Origin of the sequence: Niallia oryzisoli (assembly GCF_036670025.1) — a bacterium.
Lineage (GTDB): Bacteria > Bacillota > Bacilli > Bacillales > Cytobacillaceae > Bacillus_BD > Bacillus_BD oryzisoli.
In genome coordinates, this window is the sequence record NZ_CP137640.1 from 2,453,918 (window position 1) to 2,469,418 (window position 15,501).

At 38.7% G+C, this 15,501-nt stretch carries 11 protein-coding genes and 1 pseudogene; 6 read left to right on the plus strand and 6 right to left on the minus strand.

The annotated features are described in order from the left end of the window. Window positions 1-228 precede the first annotated feature (228 nt). The 3 genes from R4Z09_RS12240 to R4Z09_RS12250 form a co-directional block, all read right to left on the minus strand. Complete coding sequence (locus R4Z09_RS12240) at window positions 229-678, minus strand: SRPBCC family protein (RefSeq protein ID WP_338452572.1); 450 nt, start codon at window positions 676-678, stop codon at window positions 229-231. 881 nt (window positions 679-1,559) lie between these two features. After that, window positions 1,560-2,009: a hypothetical protein gene (locus tag R4Z09_RS12245; protein WP_338452573.1), complete on the minus strand. Its 450-nt coding sequence runs from the start codon at window positions 2,007-2,009 to the stop codon at window positions 1,560-1,562. Between the two features lie 271 nt (window positions 2,010-2,280). After that, on the minus strand, window positions 2,281-3,276 hold the full coding sequence (locus tag R4Z09_RS12250) for an aldo/keto reductase (protein WP_338452574.1): 996 nt from the start codon (window positions 3,274-3,276) through the stop codon (window positions 2,281-2,283). Between the two features lie 672 nt (window positions 3,277-3,948). Here R4Z09_RS12250 and R4Z09_RS12255 point away from each other — a divergent pair. From R4Z09_RS12255 to R4Z09_RS12265, 3 genes are all read left to right on the plus strand, one after another. Next, entirely contained in the window at window positions 3,949-5,433 is a 1,485-nt protein-coding gene (locus tag R4Z09_RS12255) for an aldehyde dehydrogenase family protein (protein WP_338452575.1), read from the plus strand. Window positions 5,434-5,634: 201 nt separating this feature from the next. Next, window positions 5,635-7,311: a GAF domain-containing sensor histidine kinase gene (locus R4Z09_RS12260; protein ID WP_338452576.1), complete on the plus strand. Its 1,677-nt coding sequence runs from the start codon at window positions 5,635-5,637 to the stop codon at window positions 7,309-7,311. 1 nt (window position 7,312) lies between these two features. After that, window positions 7,313-8,755: a sigma-54 dependent transcriptional regulator gene (locus R4Z09_RS12265; protein WP_338453259.1), complete on the plus strand. Its 1,443-nt coding sequence runs from the start codon at window positions 7,313-7,315 to the stop codon at window positions 8,753-8,755. Window positions 8,756-8,871: 116 nt separating this feature from the next. Here the strand turns inward: R4Z09_RS12265 and adhP are convergent, their stop codons facing one another. Next, window positions 8,872-9,885, minus strand: a complete 1,014-nt coding sequence (gene adhP / locus R4Z09_RS12270; RefSeq protein WP_338453260.1) for an alcohol dehydrogenase AdhP — start codon at window positions 9,883-9,885, stop codon at window positions 8,872-8,874. A 375-nt stretch (window positions 9,886-10,260) separates the two neighbouring features. Between adhP and R4Z09_RS12275 the strand changes: the two genes are divergently transcribed. After that, complete coding sequence (locus R4Z09_RS12275; protein ID WP_338453261.1) at window positions 10,261-11,388, plus strand: iron-containing alcohol dehydrogenase; 1,128 nt, start codon at window positions 10,261-10,263, stop codon at window positions 11,386-11,388. A gap of 119 nt (window positions 11,389-11,507) precedes the next feature. On the opposite strand, the gene R4Z09_RS12280 is transcribed toward R4Z09_RS12275, so the two are convergent. Next, a complete protein-coding gene (locus tag R4Z09_RS12280) occupies window positions 11,508-12,449 on the minus strand; it encodes a hypothetical protein (protein ID WP_338452577.1) in 942 nt (313 codons plus the stop codon). Window positions 12,450-12,563: 114 nt separating this feature from the next. Between R4Z09_RS12280 and R4Z09_RS12285 the strand changes: the two are divergent. Further along, window positions 12,564-12,819: pseudogene (locus R4Z09_RS12285) on the plus strand (cytoplasmic protein); the annotation flags it as partial. 251 nt (window positions 12,820-13,070) lie between these two features. Here the strand turns inward: R4Z09_RS12285 and R4Z09_RS12290 are convergent. Continuing rightward, complete coding sequence (locus tag R4Z09_RS12290; RefSeq protein ID WP_338452578.1) at window positions 13,071-13,415, minus strand: metalloregulator ArsR/SmtB family transcription factor; 345 nt, start codon at window positions 13,413-13,415, stop codon at window positions 13,071-13,073. A 718-nt stretch (window positions 13,416-14,133) separates the two neighbouring features. Here R4Z09_RS12290 and R4Z09_RS12295 point away from each other — a divergent pair. After that, entirely contained in the window at window positions 14,134-15,375 is a 1,242-nt protein-coding gene (locus R4Z09_RS12295; RefSeq protein ID WP_338452579.1) for an S-layer homology domain-containing protein, read from the plus strand. Window positions 15,376-15,501 lie beyond the last annotated feature (126 nt).

Here is a 15,501-nt window from a genome sequence, read left to right on the forward strand (position 1 = left end):
TATTGTAAAAACATTTTTATTGATATTTTAATCCGATGGGACTTATTAAGGCCGTCTTTTTGTCATTCCATTCTTGCTACAAGGATAAAAAAGAATTTTCAATGCCATAGAGGTTGACTTCGATTCGCTTCCAATTAGTAAAAGCAAAGGGAGTGACCCGCCATTTGTTGTAGTCCCCCGACACTTAACAGGGGACTGCTTTTTGGGGATTTAAACTTTAAAACATAATTAAATTTTATTAAGCTCCTCCAATTTTGTGGCGATAGCAATAGCCATTTCTTCCGTTACCTTAGGAAGATTAGACTTTAAAACTTTATTAATGAGTGGCCCCATTGCACCACCGGCGGTGATCGCAAGAAAAACGGTCATCCTTGTTTTACTTTGATCGATTGCTTCTGCTAGGAAATATCCTTCTCCTAAAAAATTCTCATTTAACCCCTTTAAATGAAAAGTAACTTTTGTCGGTTCAATCCATTCTTTTATCGTAACCATCAGACTGATTTTTTTCTTTACGAATCCCATATGACTATAAAATTCCCAGGTAGACTGACGATTAGTAAATTTCCGGTGTTGAATATAACCAGGAATAAGTGGAGCCCAGTTATCCATGTCCTTAACAAAATCCCAAACTTGATTGATCGGTACATTCACCTCAACTTGATGCAATCCGCTTGCCATTCATTTTCCTTCTTTCTATTTCGACAGTAAGAGTTTCTTATATTTATATGTTCCCTTCATTAAAAGGGGATTGTTTCCCCATGGACCGGACGAAGTACATCTCAGGTGGTTTCTAATTTTACGAGGTTTGAATACGAAAAGATTATAACTAATTAAATGAGGTGAAATATAGATTTAACTCCTTTCGTTATCTTGCGATAGGCGATTCCCTTACTGTCGGTGTTGGTGTTCCTATTTGGGACCGGGATATGTTGAATATTATGGAGGATTAAGCCAACAAAGAATAAAAAAGCCTCTTCTTTATCAAGAATACGCAAGGTCGGGAGCAGTCACAGAGGACGTTTTAACTTTTACTTATTCCCCGATTGTTACGGAACCTGTAAAATGTGCGAATATCATTACAATAACGGCTGGAGGGGATGACTTAAATAAACGCCGCTAAACAATTTTTAATAAATAAAGACAAAGGAAGAATATCCCATGCTATTAAACAATCCCAAAATAATTACTCGAAAATATTAGAAAGAGTTCACCATATAGATAAATTCATTTTGCGATTAATGAATTTATATAATCCATTTCCCAATATTCCTATAGCAGATGAAGCAATTAAAGCGTTTCATTCATTGATTAATAGTTTTGATTGGGAATGAATGTTAAAGTAGCTGATATCAATAGTGTATTTAAAGGGAATGAAAAAGCTTTATTATCAAAAGGAGGAGTTCATCCCAATGGTAAGAGATATTATCAAATAGCATTAGCTGTTAGTAGGCTCGGATATTCCCCAGTAGTTAACTAAAGTCATAATCTGGACTTCTTAGTATAATCTGTTTTCCGGAGATGATTAAAAGGATTCATGACCCCATCTAAAATGTTACTGGTTATTCATAATTATTATTTTCATACGGTAAAGAATCATCCAAAGCTGTAGAATGTTCATTTTTCTGTATGGATGGGTCTGTTTCATGGTAGAGGGTATCAGTATTCGTCATTATGGTTAAAAGTTCATCAAGGGATGTGAATCCATTTTCCTTTGTTAGGTTGTATTGTAAGGCAGACAGGCTTTCATTTACAAGTGACGCTAAAATCTCTTGTAGAGAACTAGGTAAGGAAAGATTGTCTAATTCATCGGGATCTTCGTTAAAGGTGTTTATTTTATGTTGTAACGAAGTGACGCCTTCATTTAGTATCAAAGCTAAGAATTCACTATTTGATGAAAGACTGCCGAATTCCTCGTGTTTTTTTAAGGTATCCACGAAACTTTCAAAGTTCATTTCCTCTGCTTCATTGAATTCTAATATAAAACCTTTTTCTCCCTTTTTATATTCCACTGTTGCTTCCCCTTTCACGAAGGTTTTTTTACAACTAATATTAAATAACTTATTTTTAAAAAATTAAAATGTTCATCATTAACCTAAAAAAGTCTTGAACGCTTTTTCTTTAGGAAAAAGCGTTCAAGACCTAGACATTCGTATTGTGGGATGTCTAAATTTGCTTCACGTATAGCAAGACCGGGCACAGGCGTTTACTTTTGCAAAAGATTTTGGATTTGGTTTAGATGACAAGCACCATCCAAATATTGGATGGTGCTTGTCATCTTGTTTATTTTTCCTCTTCTTTTTGCAGGCGAAAGGAAGCAAATGGTTCCCCATAACGGAAAGGCATGCTGGCTTGATCAAGTGCCTCAATGGTTGACTGATCTAAGTCTAATGACAGACACTTTATATTTTCCATCACCTGTTCTTCCCGTGTGGCACCGACAATAATGGTAGAAACGACTGAACGATTCAAAAGCCATGCCAGTGATAAGGCTGCCGGAGATGTGTCGTGCTTTTTTGCGAATAAGGCAACTTGTTTTACAAGATGAAGATGTTTATCGTCCAGCCGTTTGCCGATAATCGAGTTGGGATCTTTATCTAATCGTGAACCTGCAGGAATTTGCGTCCCATCACCATACTTACCAGTTAAAAGGCCGGCTGCGAGCGGGAAATAAGGAATGATGCCAACACCTTGATCTAAACAGCATGGAACCAATTCTTGTTCAGTCGTTCGGTCAGCAAGGGAATAGGATTGTTGAACGGAAATAAATCGCGAAAGCCCTTGCCGTTCGCTAATGCCAAGCGCCTTCATGAGTTCCCATGCAGCATAATTGGAAGCGCCAATATAACGAATCTTTCCATCGCGTACAAGATCATCAAGTGTTCTTAATGTTTCCTCTAATGGAGTATCTGGATCAAAGCTATGAATCTGGTAAAGATCGATATAGTCGGTACGAAGTCGTTTCAAGCTTCCTTCTATTTCCTGTTGAATATGTAACCTGGAAGATCCTTTGTCATTCGGGCCTTTACCGCGAGGAAGTCCTGCTTTTGTTGCGATGATCACCTCATGTCTCCGGTCAGCTAATGCCTCGCCGATGATTTGCTCGGATTTTGTACCTGAATAAATATTTGCAGTATCAATGAAATTGATGCCTTGATCCAAGGCTTGATGAATGATGCGAATAGAAGTGTTCTTGTCAGCACGTGAGCCAAATGAGTTTCCCCCAAGTCCCAGTGCAGAAACACGTAGTCCGCTATTTCCAAGCTTGCGATATTTCATTGCTATCTCCTCCAAGTACTGTTTAAATGGTGGTTCTGTAAACGTTAACATATGCTAGTTTAATTAAAATCAAGATGAGTTTATAAGTCAATTTATTGGTTCGAGGTCCATTTGTTTGTCAGAATTAAAATCTGGAAGGTACCTGGCACCATTCACTTAAATTAACAATGATTTTTAGCACTAGTTTTAAGCAGTGAACAATAGATATTGTCCATTTGCTAAAAAGCACGTTAAAACTAATGCTAATTTTACTGCTAAAATCACATAAATCCTATTACATCGATCTATACAAAAAGCGAATTCCTATGTGAATTCGTCCTTTAAAACACTTGATATTTTTATTTTTTTGTCTCTAAACAAATTACTTAGCAGAAAAGTTGTTTCAGTCTACTTCACCTCATTCTTTCATTTCATTATTAATAACTTGGGAAACAAATTATTGTTGGTTCTAGTCAAATTTCTGGCTGATAGCGCCGTTTTTTCGGCGTTTTTTTATTTCACTACATGAAAGGATTGTTAGGAATAGACTTTGCACATTTGGCATCCTATTTGCTTATGAAAAGAGTGAGTCCTAAAAAAGGAGATGAGCCTTCACCTAAGTCAGAATATTCATGCAAATATTGCAAGGTTCTATCAAATGATTAAAAAACTATGAATGTAGGAGGAATTCTTATGAACCAACTGACAAAAGGAATGAATGAAAAGGTAGAAAAATTTTTACAGGGAAAGAAAAAATTATATATTAATGGACAGTTTGTTGAAAGTAAATCAGGAAAGTCCTTTGATACGTACAATCCAGCCACTGGAGAAGTATTAGCAAGTGTGTATGAAGCAGGTGCACTTGATATTGATGTCGCTGTGAAAGCAGCCCGGAAAGCCTTTGATCAAGGACCGTGGTCAAAAATGAGCGCTTCCGATCGAAGCAGACTGATGTACAAGCTTGCTGACTTAATGGAAGAGAATCGCGAGGAACTTGCCCAGCTGGAAACGTTGGATAACGGAAAGCCGATTCGTGAAACGTCCAATGCCGACATTCCTTTGTCCATTGAGCATATGCGCTATTATGCAGGCTGGTCAACGAAGCTTGTTGGACAGACGATTCCCGTTAATGGACCTTTCTTCAATTATACACGCCATGAAGCCGTTGGGGTGGTTGGGCAAATCATCCCTTGGAACTTTCCACTCCTCATGGCGATGTGGAAGCTCGGAGCAGCGCTTGCAACAGGTTGTACCATTGTTCTGAAACCGGCGGAGCAAACGCCTTTATCTGTCCTTTACTTAGCCGAACTAATCGAAGCAGCCGGTTTTCCACCAGGGGTCATCAATATTGTTCCAGGCTTTGGCGAAACAGCAGGCCAGCCGCTTGTTGATCACCCATTGGTTGATAAAATTGCCTTCACTGGCTCTACAGCCGTTGGAAAGCGGATCATGGCAAGTGCTTCTCATACGTTGAAGCGCGTAACATTGGAGCTTGGCGGCAAATCACCAAATATTATTTTACCTGATGCGGATTTAACAAAAGCTATCCCAGGTGCACTTAATGGAGTTATGTTTAATCAGGGACAGGTTTGCTGCGCAGGTTCTCGCGTTTATATTCAAAAGAAGCAATATGATCATGTGATCGCTGATATGGCCTCCCACGCGAACAAGATTAGACAAGGAGCAGGCATCAATCAAGATACTGAAATCGGACCGCTTGTTTCGATCGAGCAGCAAAACCGTGTGCTTGGTTATATTGAAAAGGGCCTTAACGAAGGAGCGCAGCTTGTGACAGGAGGGAAAAAGCCTCAGGAGCAAGGGTATTTTGTTGCACCAACGATTTTTGCCGATGTACGGGATGAAATGACCATTGCGAAGGAAGAAATCTTTGGACCGGTCATCTCGGCGATGCCATATGACGATTTAGATGAACTGCTGAACCGTGCGAATCATAGTGATTTTGGTCTGGCTGCCGGCGTTTGGACAAATAATTTAAAAAATGCTCATTATATTGCTAACAATCTTCGTGCAGGCACGGTTTGGGTGAACTGCTACAATGTCTTTGATGCCGCTTCTCCATTCGGCGGATTTAAACAATCCGGTATCGGCCGGGAAATGGGCTCCTATGCACTTGAAAACTATACAGAAGTCAAAAGTGTCTGGATTTCAATGAATTAAAGCAGTTGGAGGAAAACGAACTGATACAAACCCGTCATTTTTGATGGGTTTTTTTAATCTATTCCTATAAGATAAGTGACCTGTGTTATTCATTTAATCATGCTTCAGAAAATTTTGGCAACTCGTTATTTTTCTGATAAATTAGTCTTAAATAGTATGTTGAAATGCTAGGATCGATTGACTTCCTAAGGGGGAACTTTTGTGAATAACAGGGAGAGAATGATTGAGCTTTTGACGGGAGTACAGTCGTCTAAGCGGAATTATTATACAGAGTTAAAAAAGACAGTGGGAGAGCTGCAGAAGAAGAATATTCAATTGGAAATTATTAATGAGGTGATGAAAGGCTTTAATGTAGAAATGTCCATGGACGATTTGCTCATGAATGTCCTTGAAAAGCTGAGAAAAATTTTTCCTATTGAACGGATTAGTTTATCCATGATCGAGGGAAAGGACCTCATCCTGACAAATGTCTATCCGTCAAATTCATTTGTGTTAAAGCCGGGAACAGAGCTTCCACGGGATCGTTCTTTATATTGGAATGTGATGAGATCGGGGAAACCACTCCTATTAAATAAAAACCCTCAAGATAAAGGGCAGCCTTGGTTTGAGGAAAAGCTTTTGACAGAAATGGGGCTTGAAAGCTTCTTTTTAGTTCCCTTGAAAAGGAAAGGACATGTCACAGGCGTTCTTTCACTTGGAAGTAAAGAGAATCTTGAGAGTTATTGGGCGGATTTATCCTTTTTTCAACAGTTATCCGATCAGCTGGCGGTTTGTATCGAGAACTCGCATCTTTACAAAGAAGTTCTTGAAACGAAAATGAAATGGGAGAAAACCTTTCAAGCAGTTCCGGATGCCATTATCATTATCGGGTTAAACCGGATGATTCTTCAGGCAAACGAAGCCGCACAGCAATACTTCGCAACAAAGGGAAGCTTGATTGGACAGCAGGTAGACGAGCTTTTGTTCTCCCAGGAGGAGAATCATCCATTTCAGGAAAAATTGCTCGAATTACAGACTTCTTCTGATGTGTTACATATTGGCCATAAAATCTATGAATGTCACTGCTATCCGATTTTTTATGATTCAAACCTTCATTTTGCCTCCATTCTCTATATGGAGGATGTGACGGCAAAAAGACGCATTGAAGGCCAACTCATTCAATCAGGGAAGCTTGCGGCGATTGGGGAAATGGCTGCAGGTGTTGCCCATGAATTGAATAACCCGCTGACGGCCATTATGGGAAATGCTCAGCTCCTTCTAAGAAAAACAGATTCGACAGACCGAAATTATCAGCTGCTTGAGAGTGTTTATGAATGCGGGAAACGCAGCAAACAGATCATTCAGAATCTATTAACCTTTTCCCGACAAGATGAATTTCTGTTTGAATTCTGCTCAGTGAATGAAGCGGTCGGCCAAGCATTAAGTTTGATAGGAAATCAGTTAGCAAAGCAAGGGATTCAGGTGGAAACAAAGCTCGATGACTCACTCCCGCACGTCGAAGGAAGCTGCCAGCAGATTGGTCAAATCATATTAAATTTGCTTTTAAATGCAAAGGATGCGCTGGAGGAATCCGATCGTAATGAGAAAAAGGTTCTCATTCAAACCGCTCTTGACCAAAGGACCCATACGATTGTTCTTAAGGTTACTGACAATGGGTGCGGAATAGAGGAAGACGTTCTTTCGGAAATTTTCCACCCCTTTTATACAACAAAAAATGCGACCAAAGGGCATGGACTTGGATTATCAGTCAGTATTGGCATCGCTCAATCGCATGGCGGAACATTACAAGCTGAGAGTAAACCTGGAGAGGGAAGCACATTTCTACTGACGCTGCCTATCCCAGGAGACGAAAATAATCATGATGAAGGGAAACTATAGCATGGCAAATATTTTAGTCGTTGATGATGAGAAAGAGATTTGTCTTTTCCTTCGGCATCTTTTAAGTGATAAAGGACATATTGTCACCATTTGTACGAGCAGGCAGGAGTTTGACCAAACGAAAAATGATGGGACATTTGATTTAGCCTTCCTTGATGTCAGGTTGCCTGATGGAAACGGGCTTGAAATCCTTAAGGATCTGAAATCTATCCAGCCCTTTTGCAAGGTCGTCGTTATGACAGGATACAGTACCGTTAAAACAGCTGTTGAAGCGATTAAACTAGGAGCCTATGACTTTATTGAAAAACCGTTTGATGATATTGGGGATATTGAACAGCTGACAGAGCGGCTGCTGACTGACGGAGCTGTTCCATCCCAGGATCATGTACATGATCTGGCAGCAAGGATTGGCTGCTTTATTGGTCAACAGGAGGAAATGAATCAACTGTTTTCACTGGCCTATAAATTTGCGCAAAAGAATGTGACGGTGCTTATTGAAGGAGAAACAGGCACAGGGAAGGAAGTGCTTGCCCATTTTATTCACGAGGCAAGCCTAAGGGCCGATTATCCGTTTATCGGTGTCAATTGCGGTGCCATTTCCGAACATTTACTTGAGAGTGAGTTGTTTGGACATACGAAGGGTTCATTTACCGGTGCGGCTAAAGATCGAAAAGGATTTTTTGAATTGGCAGACAAGGGGACATTATTTTTGGATGAAATCGGGGAGGCCTCTCTTACGACACAGGTCAAGCTTTTGCGAGTCCTTGAGACAGGGGAATTCATGAAGGTAGGCGGGGAAACCGTCCTGCGCAGTAAATCGAGAGTCGTTGCTGCTTCACATGTGGACCTCCATAATGCTGTGTCAAAGGGAAGCTTTCGGGAGGATTTATTGTATCGCCTGGATGTAGTCAAATTAACCATTCCTCCTTTACGAAAAAGGGTTCAGGATATTCCATTATTTATCGAGGATTATCTAAGAAGACATGGATTCAAATTAATGTTCACGGAGGAAACTCTGGAGCTATTAATGAGCTACAACTGGCCGGGGAATATACGTGAGCTTGTCAATGTAATCAAAAGGGCTGTTGCTTTAGCAGAAGGAGAGACATCAATAATTACTCCGGAGCATCTGCCTCAGAAAATCACCCAACATGCACCAGGGGTTCTAGAAACAGCAGCTGCAATCAGTCCGGCTGTACCTAAAAGTACAGGATTTGATTCATTTCTTGATCAATGGCAGCAGGAAATAAGAGACATGTGGAAATCAGAGGACATAACGGAATTACAGCTGGTCCTTGACAGCATCAAAAAGTTAGAAACAGAGACCATCCAAGCTTTTATCGATAAATCATTGCGAAAAACAGTCGGAAACCGGAAAAAGGCAGTCGAAGGTCTCGGCATTACGATGAGAAAGCTGCGGTACTATTTGAATGAAAAAAAGTAGGTCGAAAAAAGTAGCAGTGCGCATGATCATGAGCACTGCTAAATGATGATAAATATGATGTGAACTGCCTAATAGGATTGTTTGATTCGCCCCATGTAAGGAGTCCAAGTAACCGATTAGGACATTTTTAAAACGATACGGCCGTTAATTTTACCGGAAACCATATCATCAAACACTTCATTAATAGAGTCAAGTGGAGCCGTTTCAATTTGTGAACGTACTTTTCCGCGGGCCGCAAAGTCAAGTGCTTCCTGCATGTCTTTTCTGGTTCCAACAATCGATCCTTTTACTGAAACTCCGTTAAGTACAGTATCAAAGATAGGAATTGGAAGCTCATCATGCGGCAGCCCGACAACGACGAGTGTTCCGCCTCTCTTGACGGATTGATAGGCTTGTTCGAATGCTTTTCTCGTTACAGCCACACTGACAGATGCTTGTACACCGCCGACTTTTTCTTTAATGGTTTGAACAGGATCATTTTTTAAGCCGTTAATCGTAATATCCGCACCTAGCTGAGAGGCAAGCTCTAATTTTTCATCGGCAATATCCACAGCAATTACATTGAAGCCCATGGCTTTTGCATATTGAAGGGCAATATGACCAAGTCCGCCGATTCCATAGATAGCAACCCAATCGCCAGGCTTAGCTTCTGAAACCTTTAGTGCCTTATAGGTAGTCACACCTGCACAAAGAATCGGAGCCACTTCTATTGGGTCAAGACCCTCTGGAATTCTTGCCACATAATCAGCAGGCGCTTTACAATATTCCGCATAGCCTCCGTCAACCGAATATCCGCCGTTTTGTTGATTTGGACAAAGTGTTTCTCTTCCGCTTAAGCAATATTCACATTCACCGCAGGCGGAGAATAACCAAGGGATTCCGACGCGGTCGCCAATTTTTAGGGACTTGACGCCTTCGCCCATTTCTACGATAACGCCTACGCCTTCATGTCCAGGAATTAAAGGAAGCTTCGGTTTTACCGGCCAATCGCCATGTGCAGCATGAAGGTCCGTATGGCAGACACCGCATGCTTCAATTTTTACAAGAATTTCCCCATAGCCTAATGTTGGTTTCGGAACCTCTTTGATTTCCAATGCTTGTTTGAATTCGTTTACAACGGCAGCTTTCATTGTTTCATTGCTCTGATTTTTCATATTTACTGTTTCTTCTACTGTTTTCATTTTTTCATCACCCTTTTTAAAATTGTAAGCGTTTCATAAAATATATAAGCAAGTACTATGCCATCTTTTAAATCCAACAGAATATTGCAAAAATGGGTTGTTAAAGGGTTTAATAGCCAACATTTTGTGGGTATTTGCCGGATTTTCGGCTATAACAGCCGAGATCATGGTTTTTGTAACATAAGGAAATGGCTTTAGAAATAAAATGGTTAATTTTAAAGAAAATTTGAAAAATTTAAGCTGTTTACAGTACAATCAAAGTATTAACGTTTCTCTATACATATCGAAAAAAGGTCGGTGGATGATTTGATTACTAAATTTGTTATGCCAGAGGTGATTTTTGGCAATCATTCGCTTAAGCAGGTGGGGGAAAGCTGCGTCCGCCTTGGAGCTCAACATGTTTTGATTGTAAGTGATTCAGGTGTGATGAATGCCGGCTGGTTAAATCTTGTCATAGAAAGCTGTCAGGAAGCAGGATTAAGCTATGTTTGCTATCATGACATCTCCACAAATCCAAAAGATATAGAAGCGGAGCGGGGGACTGTAGTATACCGTGAGAATCAGTGTGATGCCATTATTGGAGTCGGTGGAGGAAGTGTGATTGACATCGCAAAGGCGATTGCCATTCTAGCAACAAATGGAGGAAGAATAGCAGACTATGAAGGAGTGGACCGCATTGACATTCCGCTTCCGCCATTAGTCATGGCTGGAACAACTGCAGGTTCTGGTGCAGAGGTTTCCCAATTTTCCGTCATTGTTGATTTAGAAAGAAAAAAGAAAATGACCATTATCTCTAAGTCACTTGTTCCTGATATTGCTATCATTGATCCGATGACGCTATCAACAAAAAACAGCCATCTGACCGCTTCAACAGGATTGGATGTATTAACCCATGCGATTGAGGCCTATGTTAGTATCGCAGCAACACCGATGACGGATGTGTATGCCAAAAACGCCATTACACTTGTTGCGGAAAATTTGCGTCCTTCCACTGCCACTCAATTAAACTCACAGGCTAAAAGCAACATGGCCATGGCCAGTCTCCACGCCGGGCTCGCCTTCTCAAATGCGATTCTTGGCGCTGTGCACGCGATCAGTCATGCGATTGGAGGAAGATATCCGATGATGCATGGAGATTTAAATGCTGTCCTTCTTCCTCATGTGATGGAATTTAATCTGTTAGCTAACCCTGTAAGGTTTATGGAAATTGCAGAATTACTGGGAGAAAATGTTACAGGCCTGTCGGCAATGGAAGCAGGGAGAAAAGGCATCGAGAACGTCAAACAGCTATCCTTTGATATTGGGGCACCTCAGAGGTTGTCAGACATGGGCTTTGAAGAACATATGATTAATGAAATCAGCCAGATTGCACTAAAGGACGCCTGCATGATCACCAACCCGCGTGACATAACTGCCCAAGACGTAGAAAAAATACTGCAAAAAGCACTGTAATAAGAGAAGTAAATCAATGACTAGATTTAGGAAAACGCCGGGACGGAAGGCGAACAGTGCCTGGCATTGTTCGCTGCAGGTACCATCTTATTTCTTGGATGGTGCCTGTCAACCTTGACTTAAATTAATTCCATATAAGCTGAATCCGTTCCGGGATATTCCCGATGATGATATCTGCAGGATCGTTGGATTTTTCTTAAATAGAATGTAGAATATCCAAGTCTGTCCCTTGACTCCAGTATTTTATTACATTCCTGAATTTCTTTTTCAAGCTCTTCCTTCGAATAGAATCCGGGATAGAATTGGCTCTCACACGAACAACAGAAAAACCATCCATCTGTATCTATCAGAGTAACATTATCAATGACCTCAATATCTGCACATTCTCCTTCGCATTGGTAAGCCTTGTCATAATAGATTTCCATTTCTTTCCGAAAAGTTTCTTCTAATTTTTTCACCACTTCAACTAGTTCTTCCTCTGTTTCAAAATAATAGGCGATGATATCATAAGGATGTACATGATCCTTCAGCAGATCAAAGATTTCAGGATGATCTTTTAGATTAAGATACGTAAGAAAGTCATAGGAATCCTTTATTTCTTCCTTCATATCATCATCACAAATTTCTACGGACAAATAAAAAAAGACCTCTCGATTTTCGGGTCTCCAATGTAACATCTTTTCCTGCAATTTTTCAAATTTTAATAAATAAGAATAAATTTCCCATGCGAAGACGCCATCGTCACCTTCCGCTCGGTAGTAATCCCAGTACGCAGCATACACTTCATCGATTTTATCAATCATTGTATCTAATAAATATTGAAGGTTATTTATTTCTGGATCGACATCCAAATCATTTTCCCAGTTTTCGGGCCAGTCCAGATACGTGCTTCGAATCGCCTCGTAATCATCAATATAAGGATGTTTCCAATCTGTATATTCAACATTAGACGTATGATAATTATTGTCATAGCAATCATCATGGCAAAATACATCTCCCTGTTCATTTACACGATACCATTCACCGATTTCCTTATGACAGTATAAACAAGAATTATTCATTATATTTTTCCTCCTTTTTATCCATTCATGAATATACATAGGCATATGATTTTCTGTTATTTGTTAGGAGAGAAAAGGATAGATCGTTCTTGAAACCATCTGCCGGTTCTGCCGTTTCATTTCTCTACTTTTACTCAAAATTATTTTAAAGAAAACGTAGGAAAAACATATCGTGACGTTGTAAATGCATGGTATGAAGAGGAAGAAAGAAAAATGGACCCATCGTATAAGAAAGAAATTCGTCCACAATTTGAATACAATCAGTTTATTAGAGATTATTTTGCAGATTCAATAAAGCGGTAAGAATCGGGAAGAAGCCATTAAAGCTTGGAATAACAAAAAAGAAGGACCGGGTAGCAACAAATATAAAAGGCTGATTTTCATATGTTATTATATTTCAGTTATTCCAGAATCGGGCGCTTTCAGGGAATGCGCCCTTTTTTTGGGTCATAGAGTTCAATCATAAGATAAGTTTCTTAATGGATAAAAATGTTATAAATTTTACAAAAAGGCGTTGAACAATGACCGTTAAGTTGCTTGAATACGTTAATATACGAATGGAAGAATTAGCTGTTTTCGTTTCCTTACTATTGTCAATATAAAAATCCGATGCTTGATAAATTACTGAAAATCTTGTTCCTCATTATCTTTGAACTTATCAAGTATGTTAATAGTATCGACTAGATGATTATTAAACATGTCCTTAGCGATAGAAAGCAAATGTATGATTAAAGGATCGCGTAGTGAATAAATAACACGATTACCATTTTTTGTACCAACAACAATATTTTTGTTTCTTAATACCAAAATTTGTTGCGAAATGGTAGATCCTTTGCTGCCAATAACACTTTGAATTTCATTCACACCCAATTCACCTTTAGAAAGTTCTTCTAAAATTCTAATACGAAGGGGATGGGAAAGAGCATGAAAAAACCCTGCTTTAAATTGTTGTATTTCACGATTCATACTATCTAACTCCTTAAGTTATAAACCCAGAACCACGCATTACAATGATTCGGTCAAAGGGTTACAATGTATTTGATAATCCAACAATTGGATTATTTATACCAATTATAGATAACAGTTATTAAATATGTGTTAATTTTCGAATATGTAAAATTATTTAACTAAAATATATTATTAATGAAATAAAAGTAAAACAGTTGACTTTATTCATCAACATCCTATACAGGTTATTATGTAATGGGAATTTAAAGGTAAGCTATTTTTAATCGCATTTATAAAAAGGCAATTGCTTGGTCAAATTCAAAAGGAATTCAATTAAATGGCGGTGATAAGGTGATAGGCACGATCAGGTGGAAAATGTACGTTTAATTTTAAAATGAAACGGCAGACCCATCCCCCTTTATCATTGAAAAGAACAGAAATAAACCAATTTCTGTTTTAATATTGAAAGTAAATCCTGATTAAATCCTAAAAATGTCCATCAAGTGATATGGAATTTTGTCCAGATATTGAGGAATGATTATACAAAGATATCCTTTTTCCCTTTGTCTCTTGAAAGTGGATTAAAATTAGCAATTTGTAACACATGTAGAAAAGTTTCATCCTACTTGTCTATCTAAATAAAGAGAGAACAAATAGGAAATATTGGATTTTAATTTTATATTTAAGAATTATATAATGATATATTGTAATACTTGTAATAAAGGAGGGATTTCTATTGAGGAAATTTACATGTTTAATAACTTTAGTATTTTTGTTGGGTTTACTTTCACCAATTACTAGTAAAGCGGAAGGCCTTAGTGATATTTCCGATACTTATACTTTTTATGATGAAGTTTTCTATTTATTATCTAAGAATGTTATTTCGGGTTTTCCTGATGGAACATTTAGAGCAAATGAAACCGTTACTCGTGGGCAAGTAGCGATTATGATTGGTCGTGCTTTAGGTTTTAATGGAGAACCGAGAAATACACAATTTGCTGATGTTAATACTAACGTAACAGGGTCTGGTTATATTGCATCAGCAGTTGAAGAGGGGATCATTAGTGGTTTCCCAGACGGTTCTTATCGTCCTTATGAGGCTGTCACTCGTGGACAAATGGCCATATTTTTAAATCGAGCGTATACACTTACAACTGGTGAAACAAATAGTTTTACAGATGTTTCGTCAAATATGTCTGCCTATCAAGCTATTTTAAATGTAGCATTTAATGGAATTGCTAGTGGTTATCCAGATGGGTCATACCGCCCATATCAATCCGTTACTCGTGGACAATTTTCTGCGTTTATGGCTCGTACAATCGAACCTTCATTCCGTGCACCAATACAAACGGATGAAAAACCAGAACCGATAACAGAACCACAGCCTATAATAGATCCAACCTATGATCGTATTTATAATTTAACAGATGATCAAATAGAGGAAGCCATTGAGAGAGGCAAGCAAGGCGATGATTATGTAAATGCTGGGAAAAAGACATTTGAATACGATTTACCTTTTATTAAAGACGAAGGTAACTTACTTTATGAAAATAGCGGTCATATGTCTATGGTACGGCCATATATCTTAACACCTTATTTGGACATCATGACGCAATCCTATTTAAAATCGATACAATATGAAGATTATTCCATTGATGAGGCAAAAAAATCCATCGATGCTCAAAAGGATAGTCTTCATTTTGTAGTTGATTTATATGGTAGTTCATTAACCTTTCACCAAAAGTCCATTGTAGTCCTCCGTCAAAATGGAGAGATCATTCACCCTGAACTAGTATCTGGACAAGACGAACTTGCTGAAAGAACAGGTTTAAATTTTCCACAATACATGAAGCGGTTAGTTGTTCGGTTTGATTCAAATAAGATCAATTTTTCGGAAAAAGCAGAGCTGATCGTTGACTACATTCCTGGCTCAGAATATCAGGTTGTATATGATGTAGATTTTGATCAGTATAAATAATGTACCTTTTTAGTTATTCAGTAGAATACTTTCAATGTAAAAGAGTGTCTTTAAAGGCACTCTTTTACATTGAAATATTGTGACTTTTGGAACGTTGATGTCGATACAAAAGTTTATATATAGTTA